The sequence below is a fragment of the Pseudomonas sp. XK-1 genome (assembly GCF_038069885.1).
Classification (GTDB): Bacteria; Pseudomonadota; Gammaproteobacteria; order Pseudomonadales; family Pseudomonadaceae; genus Aquipseudomonas.
This window is the reverse complement of sequence record NZ_JBBPES010000006.1, coordinates 229741-245913: the sequence shown is the minus strand read 5'-3', so window position 1 is coordinate 245913 and position 16173 is coordinate 229741. Positions and strand designations below refer to the sequence as shown.

General features: G+C 65.0%; 14 protein-coding genes. 7 read left to right on the top strand and 7 right to left on the bottom strand.

Annotation, left to right across the window (positions count from 1 at the left end):
* A complete protein-coding gene (creD, locus tag WMW70_RS17245; RefSeq protein ID WP_341438688.1) occupies positions 1-1359 on the bottom strand; it encodes a cell envelope integrity protein CreD in 1359 nt (452 codons plus the stop codon).
* Positions 1360-1537: 178 nt separating this feature from the next.
* Here creD and WMW70_RS17240 point away from each other — a divergent pair, with 178 nt between their 5' ends.
* The 6 genes from WMW70_RS17240 (at position 1538) to WMW70_RS17215 (ending at position 9091) form a co-directional block, all read left to right on the top strand.
* Complete coding sequence (locus tag WMW70_RS17240) at positions 1538-1978, top strand: DUF2628 domain-containing protein (protein ID WP_341438687.1); 441 nt, start codon at positions 1538-1540, stop codon at positions 1976-1978.
* 88 nt (positions 1979-2066) lie between these two features.
* Positions 2067-2657: a transcriptional regulator BetI gene (gene betI / locus WMW70_RS17235; RefSeq protein ID WP_341438686.1), complete on the top strand. Its 591-nt coding sequence runs from the start codon at positions 2067-2069 to the stop codon at positions 2655-2657.
* A 334-nt stretch (positions 2658-2991) separates the two neighbouring features.
* Complete coding sequence (gene betB, locus WMW70_RS17230) at positions 2992-4464, top strand: betaine-aldehyde dehydrogenase (RefSeq protein WP_341438685.1); 1473 nt, start codon at positions 2992-2994, stop codon at positions 4462-4464.
* A 150-nt stretch (positions 4465-4614) separates the two neighbouring features.
* Positions 4615-6303 carry a choline dehydrogenase gene (gene betA / locus WMW70_RS17225; RefSeq protein ID WP_341438684.1) on the top strand — a complete coding sequence of 563 codons (1689 nt, stop codon included), beginning with the start codon at positions 4615-4617 and terminating at the stop codon, positions 6301-6303.
* A 123-nt stretch (positions 6304-6426) separates the two neighbouring features.
* Positions 6427-7806, top strand: coding sequence for an ATP-dependent RNA helicase DbpA (gene dbpA / locus WMW70_RS17220; protein WP_341438683.1), 1380 nt, complete (start codon positions 6427-6429; stop codon positions 7804-7806).
* 49 nt (positions 7807-7855) lie between these two features.
* Entirely contained in the window at positions 7856-9091 is a 1236-nt protein-coding gene (locus tag WMW70_RS17215) for a diguanylate cyclase domain-containing protein (RefSeq protein ID WP_341438682.1), read from the top strand.
* Between the two features lie 202 nt (positions 9092-9293).
* Here the strand turns inward: WMW70_RS17215 and WMW70_RS17210 are convergent, their stop codons facing one another.
* Positions 9294-9443 carry a DUF3096 domain-containing protein gene (locus WMW70_RS17210; RefSeq protein WP_325503544.1) on the bottom strand — a complete coding sequence of 50 codons (150 nt, stop codon included), beginning with the start codon at positions 9441-9443 and terminating at the stop codon, positions 9294-9296.
* A 196-nt stretch (positions 9444-9639) separates the two neighbouring features.
* Between WMW70_RS17210 and WMW70_RS17205 the strand changes: the two genes are divergently transcribed.
* A complete protein-coding gene (locus WMW70_RS17205; RefSeq protein WP_341438681.1) occupies positions 9640-10824 on the top strand; it encodes an NAD(P)/FAD-dependent oxidoreductase in 1185 nt (394 codons plus the stop codon).
* 94 nt (positions 10825-10918) lie between these two features.
* Here the strand turns inward: WMW70_RS17205 and WMW70_RS17200 are convergent, their stop codons facing one another.
* The 5 genes from WMW70_RS17200 to WMW70_RS17180 all read right to left on the bottom strand — a co-directional run bounded on the left by WMW70_RS17200 (position 10919) and on the right by WMW70_RS17180 (position 16022).
* Entirely contained in the window at positions 10919-11692 is a 774-nt protein-coding gene (locus WMW70_RS17200) for a substrate-binding periplasmic protein (RefSeq protein ID WP_341438680.1), read from the bottom strand.
* A 71-nt stretch (positions 11693-11763) separates the two neighbouring features.
* Positions 11764-12417 (bottom strand): protocatechuate 3,4-dioxygenase, encoded by a 654-nt coding sequence (locus WMW70_RS17195; protein WP_341438679.1) that lies wholly within the window; start codon positions 12415-12417, stop codon positions 11764-11766.
* A 116-nt stretch (positions 12418-12533) separates the two neighbouring features.
* Entirely contained in the window at positions 12534-13655 is a 1122-nt protein-coding gene (ald, locus tag WMW70_RS17190; RefSeq protein WP_341438678.1) for an alanine dehydrogenase, read from the bottom strand.
* 232 nt (positions 13656-13887) lie between these two features.
* Entirely contained in the window at positions 13888-14640 is a 753-nt protein-coding gene (locus tag WMW70_RS17185; RefSeq protein ID WP_341438677.1) for a slipin family protein, read from the bottom strand.
* Between the two features lie 2 nt (positions 14641-14642).
* Positions 14643-16022 carry an NfeD family protein gene (locus WMW70_RS17180; RefSeq protein ID WP_445942156.1) on the bottom strand — a complete coding sequence of 460 codons (1380 nt, stop codon included), beginning with the start codon at positions 16020-16022 and terminating at the stop codon, positions 14643-14645.
* Positions 16023-16173: the final 151 nt, after the last annotated feature.

Sequence of the window (16173 nt, the reverse complement as noted above, 5' to 3'; positions counted from 1 at the left end):
TCAAAGGGCGCTGGCCGGGTTGGCCAGCGGCAGACGGCCGACGCCGTACCAGTCGAGTTTGCGGGTCAGCACCATCACCCCGGCGAGCACCCCGAACACCAGCACCGAGCCCATCAGCAGGGCGTAGTCCTCGGCCCCGAGCAGGCCGAACAACATCGCGTAGAGCAGCGCCAGCAAGGTGGCGAAGGCCGCGCCGCGCAGGGCGCTGTGCAGCACGTAACTGACGTAGAAACCGATCAGCAGCACGCAGGCGGTCGCCGCTATGGCGTAGGCCAGGGCAAAGCTCAGGTGCTCGGACAGCGACAGCAGCAACAGGTAGAACAGCGCCAGCGACATGCCCACCAGGGCGTACTGCACCGGGTGCACGGCCATGCGCTTGAGCACTTCGAAGAGGAAGAATACGGCGAAGGTCAGGCCGATAAACAGCAGGGCATATTTGATCGCCCGCTCGGTTTTCAGGTACTGGTCCACCGGGTCGACAAAGCTCACGCCGAAGTTGCGCGCCGTCAGCGCATTGCAGCTGTCCCCAGCCACGCAAGCGGCCAGCGCCTCCTCCAGGTTGGTGGCGAAGAAGCTGGTCTGCCACTGCGCCTTGAAGCCCTTGGCCGTGACCTCACGGCTGCTCGGCAGGTATTCGCCGACAAAGCTCGGGTGCGGCCAGCCGGAGCTCAGCTCGACCCGGCTGTCGCGGCCCACCGGGGTGATGCTGAGCTGCTCGGTGCCCTGCAGTTTGAGGTCGAAGGCGAACTCCAGGCTTTGCCCGCCCTGGGTATCCAGCGCCGGCAGCGGTGCATGCACGCCTGCACCGAAGCGCTCCTCGGCGCTGCCGGGGGCAAAGCTCAGGTTCATGCCGTTGAAGCGCAGCTGCAGGTCATTGCTGATGCCGCGGATATCGCTGATACCGACCGAGAGAAAGGGCCGCTCGAACCGGTACAGACCCAGCTCTTCGCCCAGCCCCAGGCGCGCCGGCAACTTGAATGCGCCACTGATCTGGTTATCGCTGCGGTACAGCAGCGCCTTGTAGATACCGCGCGACCGCTCCTCTGTGGCGACCTGGCCGTTGAGCACAAAACGCTCCGGCAGAAAGTACAGACGGCCGCGACTCTTCTGCTCTTCCAGGTAACGCTCACCGGTCTTGGCGTGGGTTTTCCACTGGTTCCACACCTTGGTGTAGGGCAGCACCAGGATCGGTCCGGTGAGCTGCTGGCGGTAACTGGAACTGCGCGCGATGTCCTGCAGCACCTCGGCGCGCTGATACTGCCGCTCGCTCACCAGCCCGCCGATCATCGACAGCGGCACCAGCAACAACACAATCAGCAGGGCGATAGCACCCAGCTTGAAACCCAGAATGCGATTCATCAGGCAACTCTCCGCTACGGTTTAGGTAGGCAGAGTCTGGGCGGCGCAGGTGGTGGCTTTATGGAGCGAACATGGAGACTCGGTGAAGATCCCGGGGCGTCGCATGGACAGCCGGGGAGAAAGTGGATAGCGTCGCTCCACGGACCCGCCCGACTTTAACTACATGGAAGTTACCCGCATGCCCCCACACAACCCCTATGCCACGCCCAACGCCGCCATCGGCACCCTGGAAGAAGACGTCAGCGACGAGGCGATCGACGCCCTGGACGTCTCCGACACCTGGAAGGCACGCTTCAAGGCCATCCACCATGCCGGCGGGGTCAAGCTCGACAAGCTCAAGCAGCTGGAGCCCAAGGAACGGCGCAAAGCCTCAGGTTTCAACGTCTACGGGTTCTTTTTCGGGCCGATCTACTACGCCATCAAAGGCATGTGGAAGAAGGGCCTGAGCCTGTTTCTGGCCTGCGCCGTGGTGGTGATAGGGCTGGGCATGGGTCTCGACTATTTCGGCTACAGCCGGATCGCCAACGCCCTCGGCTATGGCGTCAGCGCGGTCTTCGCGGTGCGCGCCAACCTCGATTTCTACAAGAACAAGGTGCTGGGCGACAACGGCTGGTGGTGAGTACCAGGCCATGTTTGTTTGATCGATCAATAAAGATCGGCCTAGACTGCGCCCACCCAGGGGTTACCCCTAATCGACGGAGAAGCAGATGCCCAAGGTCGGAATGCAACCGATCCGCCGCTCACAATTGATCGCGGCCACCCTCGAAGCGGTCGACCAGGTTGGCATGGGCGATGCCAGCATCGCCTATATCGCGCGGATTGCCGGGGTGTCCAACGGCATCATCAGCCACTATTTCAAGGACAAGAACGGCCTGCTCGACGCCACCATGCGTCATCTGATGCAGGCCCTCAGCGACGCGGTACGGCAACGTCGCGCTGCCCTCACGGATGACAATCCGCGGGCCCATCTGCGGGCGATTATCGAAGGCAACTTCGACGACAGCCAGGTCAGCGGCCCGGCGATGAAGACCTGGCTGGCCTTCTGGGCAACCAGCATGCACCAGCCGACGCTGCGCCGCCTGCAGCGGGTCAACGACCATCGCCTGTATTCCAACCTGTGCGGGCAGCTCCACCGAGTGTTGCCGCAGGAACAGGCGCGTACCGCCGCCCGTGGCCTGGCCGCACTGATCGACGGCCTGTGGCTGCGCGGGGCGCTGTCCGGGGAAGGCTTCGACACCCGTCAGGCCCTGCAGATCGCCTACGAATACCTCGACCTGCAGTTGGCCAAGGCGGGCTGACCTCCCAGGGTGGACAACGCGGGGCTTGTCCACCACCGAACGCCTTGGTTAGCCCGTTACCCAGTCGAATGCCCGGTGCGCACGGCGCACCCTAGGAGAGGCACGCAGCCTGTGCCCTCATGACTCCTTTCCACCGCTGATCTGCCAGAAAAGGCATTCGCCGGCTCAACCTTTCACCTCGCTGAGATGCAGTCGATGTCGTGTTTGGCTGCGCCCTGTCGTTTTTATTGATTGAACGTTCAACTAAGATAATTTAGCCTGGCGTCTATAATTGCCTCCACCGACGACCCGCGCCAAGCGGCTCGCGTCGACCATCACAGACGAGGAACTCTCCATGGCCCGATTCGGCGAACAGAAGCTCTATATTGGCGGCCGCTATGTGGCAGCCAGCAGCAGCGGCACCTTCGAGTCGATCAATCCGGCCAACGGCGAAGTCCTGGCCACCCTGCAGCGCGCCAGCCAGGCCGATGTCGAACTGGCCGTGAGCAGCGCCGCCGCCGGGCAGAAGGTCTGGGCAGCGATGACCGCCATGCAGCGCTCGCGCATCCTGCGCAAGGCGGTCGACATCCTGCGTGAGCGCAACGATGAGCTGGCCGCGCTGGAAACCCTCGACACCGGCAAGCCGCTGTCGGAGACCCGCTATGTCGATATCGTCACCGGGGCCGACGTGCTGGAGTACTACGCCGGCCTGATCCCGGCCATCGAAGGCGAGCAGATCCCGCTGCGCGACACCAGCTTCGTCTACACCCGCCGCGAGCCCCTGGGCGTGGTCGCCGGTATCGGCGCGTGGAATTATCCGATCCAGATCGCCCTGTGGAAGTCCGCCCCGGCCCTGGCCGCCGGCAACGCGATGATCTTCAAGCCCAGCGAAGTCACCTCGCTGACCACCTTGAAGCTGGCCGAGATCTACACCGAGGCCGGCCTGCCCGATGGCGTGTTCAACGTGCTCACCGGCAGCGGCCGTGAGGTCGGCCATTGGCTGACCGAGCATCCGGGCATCGAGAAGATCTCCTTTACCGGCGGCACCACCACCGGCAAGAAGGTCATGGCCAGCGCCTCCAGCTCCAGCCTCAAGGAAGTGACCATGGAGCTGGGCGGCAAGTCGCCGCTGATCATCTTCGAAGACGCCGACCTCGACCGCGCCGCCGATATCGCGGTGATGGCCAACTTCTACAGCTCGGGCCAGGTCTGCACCAACGGCACCCGGGTCTTTATCCCGCGCATGCTGCAGGCGCGCTTCGAGACCAAGGTGCTGGAGCGGGTCAAGCGCATCCGCCTGGGCAACCCCGAGGACGAGGCCACCAACTTCGGTCCGCTAACCAGCTTCGCCCATATGGACAGCGTGCTCGGCTATATCGACAAGGGCCGCACGGAAGGTGCACGCCTGCTGATCGGCGGCCAGCGCGTGACCGAGGGCACGTACGCCAAGGGTGCCTATGTCGCCCCGACCGTATTCACCGACTGCACGGATCAGATGACCATCGTTCGCGAAGAGATCTTCGGCCCGGTGATGAGCATCCTGGTCTACGACAGCGAAGAGGAAGTGATCCGCCGCGCCAACGACACCGACTACGGCCTGGCGGCTGGCGTGGTGACCCGCGACCTGGCTCGCGCGCACCGGGTCATCCACCAGCTGGAAGCCGGCATCTGCTGGATCAACACCTGGGGTGAATCGCCGGCGGAAATGCCGGTGGGCGGCTACAAGCAATCCGGCGTCGGCCGCGAAAACGGCCTGACCACCCTGGCGCATTACACCCGTATCAAGTCGGTACAGGTCGAACTGGGCGGTTACACCTCGGGTTTCTGAGCCTCGACGTACGTAGGAGCGGGCCATGCCCGCGAAACGCTATCGCGGGCATGGCCCGCTCCTACAAAATCTGCCGCCCCGTAGCCCGGATGCAATCCGGGAACAGTCACCGCGTTTTTCCCGGATTGCCTCCGGGCTACAGGAGCTTTTATGCCCCAAGAATTCGATTACATCATCATCGGTGCCGGCTCGGCCGGTAACGTGCTGGCCACCCGCCTGACCGAGGACGAAGGCGTCAGCGTGCTGCTGCTGGAAGCCGGCGGCCCGGACTACCGCCTCGATTTTCGCACCCAGATGCCCGCCGCCCTGGCCTACCCGCTGCAGGGCCGGCGCTACAACTGGGCCTACGAGACCGACCCCGAGCCCCATATGAACAACCGCCGCATGGAATGCGGGCGTGGCAAGGGCCTGGGCGGCTCGTCGCTGATCAACGGCATGTGCTATATCCGCGGCAACGCCATGGACTACGACGGCTGGGCCAAGGAAAAGGGCCTGGAAGACTGGAGCTATCTGGACTGCCTGCCCTATTTCAGAAAGGCAGAGACCCGCGACATCGGGGCCAATGCCTACCACGGCGGCGAGGGCCCGGTGTCGGTCACCACGCCGAAGAACGGCAATAACCCGCTGTTCCACGCCATGGTCGAGGCCGGCGTGCAGGCCGGTTATCCGCGCACCGATGACCTCAACGGTTACCAACAGGAAGGCTTCGGCCCCATGGACCGCACCGTCACGCCCCAGGGTCGGCGCTCCAGCACCGCCCGCGGCTACCTCGACCAGGCCCGTGGCCGACCGAACCTGACCATCGTCACCCACGCCCTCACCGACCGCATCCTGTTCAGCGGCAAGCGCGCCATCGGCGTGGCCTACCTGCAGGGCGAGGACGACACCCCGGTGATCGTCAACGCCCGCCGCGAAGTGCTGCTGTGCAGCGGCGCGATCGCCTCGCCGCAGATCCTCCAGCGCTCCGGCGTTGGTCCGGCCGCCCTGCTGCGCGAGCTGGACATCCCCCTGGTGCACGAACTGCCCGGCGTCGGCCAGAACCTGCAGGACCACCTGGAGCTGTACCTGCAGTACGCCTGCAAGCAGCCGGTGTCGCTCTACCCGGCCCTGCAATGGTGGAACCAGCCGGCCATCGGGGCCAACTGGCTGTTTCGCGGCAAGGGCCTGGGGGCCAGCAACCAGTTCGAGGCCGGCGGCTTTATCCGCACCCGCGCCGAGTTCGAATGGCCGAATATCCAGTACCACTTCCTGCCGGTGGCGATCAATTACAACGGCAGCAACGCGGTCAAGGAACACGGCTTCCAGGCACATATGGGCTCCATGCGTTCGCCCAGCCGCGGCCGCGTCCAGGTCAAATCGAAGGACCCACGCCAGCACCCGAGCATCCTGTTCAACTATATGAGCCATGCCCAGGACTGGCAGGAATTCCGCGACGGTATCCGCATCACCCGCGAGATCATGGCGCAGTCGGCCCTCGATCCGTTCCGCGGCCGCGAACTCAGCCCGGGCAAGGAGGTGCAGAGTGACGCCGAGCTGGACAACTTTATTCGCGAGCATGCGGAAACCGCCTTCCACCCCTCCTGCTCGTGCAAGATGGGCGAGGACGACATGGCGGTGGTCGATGGCCAGGGCCGGGTCCATGGTATGCAGGGGCTGCGGGTGGTCGACGCGTCGATCATGCCGCTGATCACCACCGGCAACCTGAACGCGCCAACCATAATGATGGCCGAGAAGATCGCCGACAAAATCCGCGGCCGTGCGCCCCTGCCGCGCAGCACCGCGCCCTACTACGTGGCCGGCGGCGCGCCGGTCCGCGGCACGGCGCAACGCGCGGGCTAGGTGGATAAACAGCGGGGGTGCCATGCGCCCCCAGGGCAACTGGCCAGCCCCCGGTCGCAGTAACGCCTGTATGGGCCGCGCGCCTGCTACACTGCGCGCCATTTTGCTTATCAGGCCTGTACCGTGACCAACACCGCGTTCTCCTCTCTGCCGCTTTCCGCCGCCATGCTGGCCAATCTCGAGTCCCTCGGCTACACGGAGATGACCCCGATCCAGGCCCAGAGCCTGCCGGTGATGCTCAAGGGCATGGACCTGATCGCCCAGGCCAAGACCGGCAGCGGCAAGACCGCGGCCTTCGGTATCGGCCTGCTCAATCCGCTCAATCCGCGTTACTTCGGCTGCCAGGCGCTGGTCATCTGCCCGACCCGCGAACTGGCTGACCAGGTGGCCAAGGAGCTGCGCCGTCTGGCCCGCTCGGCTGACAACATCAAGATTCTTACCCTGTGTGGCGGCGTGCCCTTCGGCCCGCAGATCGGCTCGCTGGAACACGGCGCGCAGATCATCGTCGGCACCCCGGGGCGCATCCAGCAGCACCTGAGCAAGGGCACCCTGAAGCTCGACGGCCTCAACACCCTGGTGCTCGACGAAGCCGACCGCATGCTCGACATGGGCTTCTACGACAGCATCGCCGAGATCATCGGCCAGACCCCAAGCCGCCGGCAGACCCTGCTGTTCTCCGCCACCTACCCGGCCGGGATCAAGCAGCTCAGCGCCAGCTTTATGCGCGACCCGCAGCAGGTCAAAGCCGAGGCCATGCACGACGATACGCAGATCGAGCAGCGCTTCTACGAGATCGCCCCGGAAGAGCGCATGGACGCGGTGGTCAAGCTGCTCAACTGCTACCGCCCGCAGTCCTGCGTGGCCTTCTGCTTTACCAAGCAACAATGCCAGGAAGTGGTCGACCACCTGACCGCCAAAGGCATCTCGGCCGCCGCGCTGAACGGTGACCTGGAACAACGCGACCGTGATCAGGTGCTGGCGATGTTCGCCAACCGCAGCCTGTCGGTGCTGGTGGCCACCGATGTGGCCGCCCGCGGCCTGGACATCGACGCCCTGGACATGGTGATCAACGTCGAACTGGCGCGGGATTCGGAAATCCATATTCACCGCGTCGGCCGTACCGGTCGTGCCGGCGAAAAAGGCCTGGCCATGAGCCTGGTGGCCCCGGCCGAAGGCCATCGCGCCCAGGCCATCGAAACCCTGCAAAGGGCTCCGCTCAACTGGCATCCGCTGAGCAGCCTCAAGGCCAAGGGCGGCGCGCCGTTGCAGCCGCCGATGATCACCCTGTGCATCGGGGCCGGGCGTAAGGACAAACTGCGCCCCGGCGATATCCTCGGTGCCCTGACTGGCGAGGCCGGCATCACCGGCGCGCAGGTCGGCAAGATCGCCATCTTCGACTTTCAGGCCTATGTAGCCGTTGAGCGCAGCGTGGCCATGCAGGCGCTCAAGTGCCTCAGTGAAGGCAAGGTCAAGGGCCGTTCGCTGCGCATTCGTACCCTATAGTTCAGACGGGACGGCCGCCCCCAGCGCGGCCCGCATAGAGGAGCAGCCCGTGCGCAATATTCTGGTGGTCGAAGACAGCCCCCTTGTGCTGAAGATCCTCGAGCACCTGTTCCGCAAGGAAAGCGGCCTGCAGCCGATCTTCTGCGCCAGCCTGGACGAAGCCCGGGTGATGCTGGAGACCTCGGCCGGGCTGTTCTTCGCCGCCATCGTCGACCTCAATCTGCCGGACGCACCCGACGGCGAGATCGTCGACCTGGTCATGAGCTATCACCTGCCCTGCATCGTGCTGAGCGGCAGCTACAACGAACAGCGCCGCGACCAGATGCTGCTCAAGGGCGTGGTCGACTATGTGCTCAAGGAAAGCCAGCACTCCTACGAATACGCCTTCCGCCTGCTGCACCGCCTGGAAAACAACAGCCAGGTGAAGATCCTCATCGCCGAGGACAGCGAAGCCACCCGCCATTACATCCGCAACGTGCTGACCCCGCACCGCTACCAGATCATCGACGCCTGCGACGGTGACGAGGCCCTGCGCATTCTCAAGGAGCAGCCGGATATCGACCTGCTGCTGGTGGACCACAGTATGCCGGGCATGAGCGGCTTCGAGCTGGTCAAGCTGCTGCGGCAGAAGATGAAGCGCCACGAGCTGATCATTCTCGGCCTCTCGGCTGACACCAAGGGCTCGCTCAGCGCCATGTTTATCAAGCACGGTGCCGACGATTTCCTGCGCAAGCCCTTCTGCCCGGAAGAACTCAACTGCCGGGTGATGTCGACCCTGGAGCGCCGCGACCTGCTGCTGGCCCTGCGCCAGGCCGCGCAGTTCGATGCCCTCACCGGATTGAACAACCGCCGCGCCTTCTACGAACACGGCCAGCAGCTGTTCGCTCAGGCCAGAAGCGGTGGGCGCGACCTCAGCGTGGCGATGATCGACCTGGATCACTTCAAGCGGATCAACGACGAGCACGGCCACGGCAGCGGCGACGCGGCGCTGATCGCCTTCGCCCGGGCCTTCTCCGCGGCCTTTCCCGACGCCCTGCTCGGCCGCCTGGGCGGCGAGGAGTTCGCCCTGCTCAGCCAGCAGGACGATGCCGCCCTGAGCGCCACCCTGGATCAGCTGCGCAGCCAGTGTGCCGGCCTGAAATACGCCACGGGCGCACCGCCGCTGTCCTTTAGCGCCGGGATCTTCCAGGGCGCGCCGAACGATCTGGAAAGCGCCCTGCACCAGGCCGACATGCGCCTGTACCAGGCCAAAAAGGCCGGGCGCGGGCGCAACTGCTGGCAGTAAGCGGTTACCGGCCGCTAAAAACGACAAAGCCCAACCCGGCATGCCACTGCCTGTTGGGCTTTGTTGCGCGCGGTTCACGGGTACAGAATCGTGGAAAACCCAGGCGGAACGCCCAGGCCAAACCCATTCAATAAAGCGGTTTTATCGTCCGACTCTGTTGCTAATGCCCTACCGGCAACGCAGGTGGTTTTTCAACAGCCTGTTAGAGAGTCAGGTTGAGGTTGCCACCAAAAATGCCAACCAGGCCGATCATGATCAGGTAGATGGCCACGATGTAGTTCAACAGCCGTGGCATGACCAGGATCAGGATGCCGGCAATCAGGGAAATCAGGGGGGTCAGTGCAAGTGTCATCGGGTAGGGCCCTTTTGTTCGAATTAGTATTGGCTACCGGCGCAGTGTGCGCGCTTATTGGCCGACAAGACAGTGGTGGCGGGCCTCGCAGCGAAATTGCCTGGCGGCCTGCCACGCCGTCACCCGGCCCCTTCAGGTAAGATGCGCGCTGTCTGGCAGCCCCCGCGGCGGCCTGTGGTGTTCAGAGGAAAATGCTGTGCTTGTGACGCAGGTTGTGATTATCGGTGCCGGCGCGGCCGGTTTGATGTGTGCACTGACCGCCGCCGGGCGTGGCCGCCGGGTGCTGCTGCTGGATCACGCCAACAAGGCCGGCAAGAAGATCCTGATGTCCGGCGGTGGGCGCTGCAATTTCACCAATATGTACTGCGAGCCGAGCAATTTTCTCTCGGAAAACCCGCATTTCTGCAAATCCGCCCTGGCCCGTTATACCCAGTGGGACTTTATCGGCCTGGTGGGCAAGCACGGCGTGCCTTATCACGAGAAAAAGCTCGGCCAGCTGTTCTGCGATAACAAGGCCAGCGACATCCTCGAAATGCTGCTGAGCGAATGCGCGCAGGCCGGCGTCGAGCTGCGTCTGGACACCTCGGTCAGCGAGATCGGCAAACTGGACAGCGGCTACCAGCTGCAGACCAGCGCCGGCGCGGTGCGCTGCGAGTCGCTGGTGATCGCCACCGGCGGCCTGTCGATCCCGACCCTGGGTGCGACCGGCTTCGGCTATCAGGTGGCCAGGCAGTTCGGCCACCAGCTGCTGCCGACCCGTGCCGGCCTGGTGCCGTTCAGCATTACCGACCCGCAACTCAAGGCGCTGTGCAGCGAGCTGTCCGGCACCTCGGTGGAGGACTGCCTGGTCAGCTGCAACGGCCAGAGCTTCCGCGAGAATATCCTGTTCACCCACCGCGGCCTGTCGGGTCCGGCGATCCTGCAGATCTCCTCGTTCTGGCAGCCCGGCGACACAGTGCATATCGACCTGCTGCCGCATATCGACCTGCCCGAGTGGCTGGCCGAACAGCAGCGCGAGCGACCTAACAGCGAGCTGAAAACCCTGCTGGCGGAGCTGTTTACCAAGAAGATGGCCGGATTGCTGGCCGACGGCTGGTTCGTCAACAAGCCGATCAAGCAGTACACGCCCGGCGAGCTCAAGGCGATTGCCGAACAGCTGTCCGACTGGCAACTGGTGCCGGCCGGCACCGAGGGCTACCGCACCGCCGAGGTGACCCTGGGCGGGGTGGACACCCGCGAGGTGTCATCCAAGACCATGGAATCGCTGAAATCCCCGGGGCTGTATTTCGTCGGCGAGGTGCTGGATGTAACCGGCCATCTGGGCGGCTTCAACTTCCAGTGGGCCTGGGCCTCGGGCTATGCGGCGGCGCAATACGTCTAGCCACTGACGCCGCAAGCGACGAGTGGCCGCGCCAGGCAAGGCTGCGACCTCAGGGGTTTGATACCGCCGTACCCCGAGCAAACGGCAACAGACCCTAGGGCTCGACGCTGTCCGGCAGCGGTTCGCCAGGTAGCCATTTGCGGTAGATGGCGGCAAAGCTGCCGTCGGCCTTCATCCCGTCCAGCTCGCGTTGCCAGCGCCTTATCAGCGCCGCATCGGTCTGCATCGAGAAGGCGATATAACTGTCGCTGTACATCAGGGTAAACAGCAACTGCACCTCATCGGCACGGATATCGCCCTGAGCCAGCAAGGTGCTGAGGCTGAGGTTGTCCAGCACCATCAGCTTGACCCGGCCACGCTTGAGCATGCTCACCACCTGGCTCGCCCCAGTGACCGGGGTCAGGTTACGGAAGCCCTCGGCCTGCAAGCGCTGATGGCTGTACCAGTCACGCGGTACGGCGATCTCGCCAAGCTCGCGGGCCTGCTCCAGGCGCTCGATACTCAGCCCGGCGCTGCGCAGGGCATAGAAGCCGGTGACATTGCGCGTCAGCGGGCCGACCCATTTGAACAGCCGTTCGCGCTCCGAGGTGCGCATGGTCACGAACAACCCGGTATTGGGCCGGGTCAGCGCCAGCTGGTAACCGCGAGCCCAGGGCACCAGGCTGATCGGCGCATTCTGTCCGGTGCGGCGCATGATCGCGCGCACCATCTCGGTGGCCAGGCCGGTGGGCTGGCCATTCAGGCTGAAATTGATTGGCGGGTACTCTTCGGTGTACAGGTGCAGAGGCTGGGGCTGGGCCGAGAGCTGCTGGGGCAGGCAGCAAACCAGCAGCAGACAGAGCCACCCGCGAAACTTGACTGCAGTCACGGGAGATGCCTCATGGCAGGGGGATGTTCCTTCAGCGTAGTCGGCCTGAGGCGCAAGTACCATGGGCGCTATCAGGAGGCCGGTGTCAGCCCCAGGACGATATCGAAACGCGCCACCTGCTCGGGCTTACGCGCCCCCGTAACCGGGACAAAGGGCACCACCAGCAGCTCACGCAGGGCCGGCTCGCGGATGGCGTTGAGCACGCCGTCACGCTGGTTGCGCGGCTCGCCGCGGATATAGCACTGAGTGGCAAAGCGCGGCTGCCCCGGCAGGGTCACGGCGAAGTGGATATGTGGCGTGCGCCCCGGATAGGCCACCGGGCGAATGGTGCGAAAGCGGTAACGGCCATCACGGCCGGTGGTGAAGCGACCATAGCCCTGGAAATTACTGTCACGCCGCGCCCGGTCGCCACCACGGCTGTGCAGGTAGATGCCGCGGGCATCGACCTGCCAGATCTCCACCAGCGCGCCCTCGAGCGGCGCGCCACGGGCATCGAGAATCTGCCCGTGCAGCTGCACACGAATACCCTCGGCCAGCTCGGCATGGCCCTCGACCTGCAACAGGTCGTTGTCGCGGTCCAGCGGTAACTGATCCGGGTAGAAGGGCCCCAGGGCCTGCGGCGGGGTCAGCAAGCGCTGGGCCAGAAGCAGCGGCGAACTCAGCAGCAGGGTCGTGCCGCCGAGTCCGACCAGCAGCTGGCGACGACTGATAGACGACTTGCGCATGGGGCCTCCCGGCTCGACTGTGGGTGTCTACAGCCTAGCCCACCCAGAGCGACCGGTGCGCGCGGCTCACCCTGCGGGGCAGCGTGTAGGGCGTACTCGAGCAGCACGCCGTCTTGCTAGAGACTCGCCAGCACCCCACTCGCAGGCTGATAGGCCAGGCCATGGGCTTCGGCCACGCTGGCGCAGGTGATCGCACCGCGGGCCACATTCAGCCCCGCCAGCAGGTGCGGGTCCTCCTCCAGGGCGCGCCGAGGGCCCTTCCCGGCCAGGGCGATAACGAACGGCAGGGTGGCGTTGTTCAGCGCCAGGGTCGAGGTGCGCGCCACCGCACCGGGCATATTGGCCACGCAGTAATGCACCACCTCGTCGACCACATAGGTGGGGTCGGCATGGGTAGTGGCTTTCGAGGTTTCGGCGCAACCGCCCTGGTCGATCGCCACGTCCACCAGCACCGCGCCGGGTTGCATCTGCCGGATCATTTCGGCACTGATCAGCTTGGGTGCAGCGGCTCCGGGGATCAGCACCCCGCCGATCACCAGATCGGCGGCCAGCACCTGCTCACGCAGCGCCGCGCGTGTCGAATAAAGGGTGGTGATGCGGTTGCCGTACTGGGCATCCAGACGACGCAGGGCATCGACGTTCTTGTCCAGCACCCTGACATCGGCCCCCAGGCCAACCGCCATGGCCAGGGCATTGCTGCCGACCACCCCGCCGCCGAGTATCACCACCTTGCCCGGTGCCACCCCGGGCACCCCGCCAAGCAGCACGCCACGGCCGCCGCGGGCCTTTTCCAGACAACCGGCACCGGCCTGGATCGACATGCGCCCGGCCACCTCGGACATCGGGGCCAACAGTGGCAGCCGGCCGTGACCATCGGTGACCGTCTCATAGGCGATGCAGAGGGCTCCGCTGGCCATTAGCTCCTCGGTCTGGGCCCGGTCCGGGGCCAGGTGCAGGTAGGTGAACAGACAATGTTCGGGACGCAGCCGGGCGCGCTCGACCGCCAGGGGTTCCTTGACCTTGACGATCAGTTCGGCTTCGGCAAATACCTCGGCGGCATCCCGGGCGATCTGCGCGCCCGCCTGCTGGTAGTCGCCGTCGCTGAAGCCGATGGCCGCGCCGGCCAGGGTCTCGACCCAGACCTGATGCCCCAGGGCAGCCAGTTCGACCACCGATTGCGGGGTCAGGCCAACGCGGTATTCGTGATTCTTGATTTCCTTGGGTACACCAATGCGCATAACCACCTCCATCAAACGGATTTATCTGGAAGTCTAGAAAACCTGCGGCGCAAACCGACCTGAATTGGCTACGGCTTTCAGGGAATTCAACTGAAAGCCGCCGTTTCGCAGCAGACCGGCGGGGCCGGTTACGCTGGCACAACCCCTGATCCCAGATATAGAGCATTGCCACGAGTCCGTGATCAGCAGCGGTGCGCGCGGCGCACCCTAGTCGCATGCAACACTTGGCCGCCTACTTCTTCACCTCGGCAATGCCCTGCAGCAGTTCAATCGGCAGCGGAAAGACGATGGTCGAGCTCTTGTCGCCGGCGATATTGCTCAGGGTCTGCATATAGCGCAGTTGCATGGCCCCGGACTGGCGGCCGAGCATCTCGGCGGCCTGCATCAGTTTTTCCGAGGCCTGCAGCTCGCCCTCGGCATGGATCACCTTGGCCCGCCGCTCGCGTTCGGCCTCGGCCTGCTTGGCGATGGCACGGATCATCGATTCGTCCAGATCGACATGCTTGATCTCGACATTGGCCACCTTGATGCCCCAGGCGTCGGTCTGCGCGTCCAGCACCTGCTGGATATCGACATTGAGGCGCTCGCGCTCGGCCAGCATCTCGTCCAGCTCATGCTTGCCGAGCACCGCGCGCAATGTGGTCTGGGCCAGCTGGCTGGTGGCGCTGTGGTAGTCCTCGACCTGAATAATGGCCTTCTGCGGGTCGAGCACGCGGAAGTAGACCACCGCATTGACCTTGACCGAGACGTTGTCGCGGGAAATCACGTCCTGGGTCGGCACGTCCAGCACTATGGTGCGCAGATCCACCCGCACCATCTGCTGAATGCCGGGGATCACCAGGATCAGCCCCGGGCCCTTGACCTTCCAGAAGCGACCGAGCTGGAACACCACGCCACGCTCGTACTCGCGCAGGATGCGGAACGCCGAAACCAGCAGGGCCATCAGGATGACCAGCAGCGGTAGAAAACCCAATTCGTAAGCCATGATTACTCTCCTTGCCGCGGCGGCCGATCAGCCGCGGTCACGTCCAGTCGTACGCCGTTGCGCGCCTGTACCTGCACCTGCTGGCCGGGCACCAGCGGCGTGTCGCTCTGTACCTGCCAGCGCTCGCCCTGCAGCAGCACCCAGCCACCGCAGGGGTCGTCCGCCTGCACCGCCAGGATCGCGGTCCGGCTGCCCAGCAGCGGCTGATCGCCACTGACCTGCAGTCGCCCACGGGCACGCAGGGCCATGCCAACGATCAGCCCGATCAACAGCACGCTGCTCAGGGCCAGGCCGATGATCAGCGCCAGGGGAATGCCGAAGCCCGGCACATCGGTGTCGATCAGGATCAGCGCGCCGAAGACGAAGGCCGCCACCCCGCCGATGCCCAAGATGCCGAAACTGGGCAGGAAGGCCTCCGCCGCCATAAAGCCGATGCCGAGCAGAATCAGCGCGGCCCCGGCATAGTTCACCGGCAGCAGCTGCAGGGCATAGAGGCCGAGAATCAGGCTGATGCCGCCCAGCACGCCGCCGACTCCGCTACCCGGGTTGGAGAATTCGAAGATCAGCCCGTAGACCCCGATCATCATCAGGATCAATGCCACGCTGGGGTTGGTGATCACCGCCAGCAGGCGGGTGCGCCAGTCCGGCTCGAGGCTGATCAGCGGGGCACCGACGGTTTCCAGGCGCACGTCCATATTGGCCGCCTGGAAGTTCTTGCCCTGCAGCTGACGCAGCAGGTCGGCCAGGTCGCTGGCCAGGTAGTCGACCACCTTGCGCTGCAGCGCCTCCTCGGCGGACAGGCTGCTCGCCTGGCGCACCGCCTGCTCGGCCCATTCGACATTGCGGCCGCGCAGTTGCGCCAGGCCACGGATATAGGCCGAGGCATCGTTGATCTGCTTGGCACTCATGGCGTCCGCCGGGCTCTCCTGCTTGCCCTCCTCCTGCGGCTTCTTGCCCTCGTCGGCGGGTTTTCCGCTCGGCGCGCCCGGCATGCCAATGGCCACCGGGGTGGCCGCGCCCAGGTTGGTACCCGGAGCCATGGCGGCGATATGACTGGCATAGAGGATATAGGTCCCGGCACTGGCGGCCCGGGCCCCGCTGGGGGCGACATAGCTGGCCACCGGCACCGGGCTGGCGAGGATCGCCTTGATGATCGCGCGCATGGAGGTATCCAGGCCACCGGGGGTGTCCATGTTCAGCACTACCAGCTGCGCGCCCCGCTCCTGGGCACGGGCCAGGCCACGCACCACATAGTCGGCGCTGGCCGGCCCGATGGCTCCCTCGACCCGCAACTCCAGCACCGGTGCCGGAGACGCCAGCCCAGCGCCCGGGCTCAGCAGCCCGGCCAGAACCAGCGCACAACAGCGTAGAACCTGTTTCACGAGGCGCTCCCGGCAGCCGGGATGGTCGACGTGCACAGACTGCGATCCGGCTACCTGTTAAGAGGATAGACCATGGCCCCTGGCGACCAAATTTGTCCGACAGCGTCAGCGGGGGCTGCCGCCACCACGCGGAGTCCGTTAGGCTGCTGGC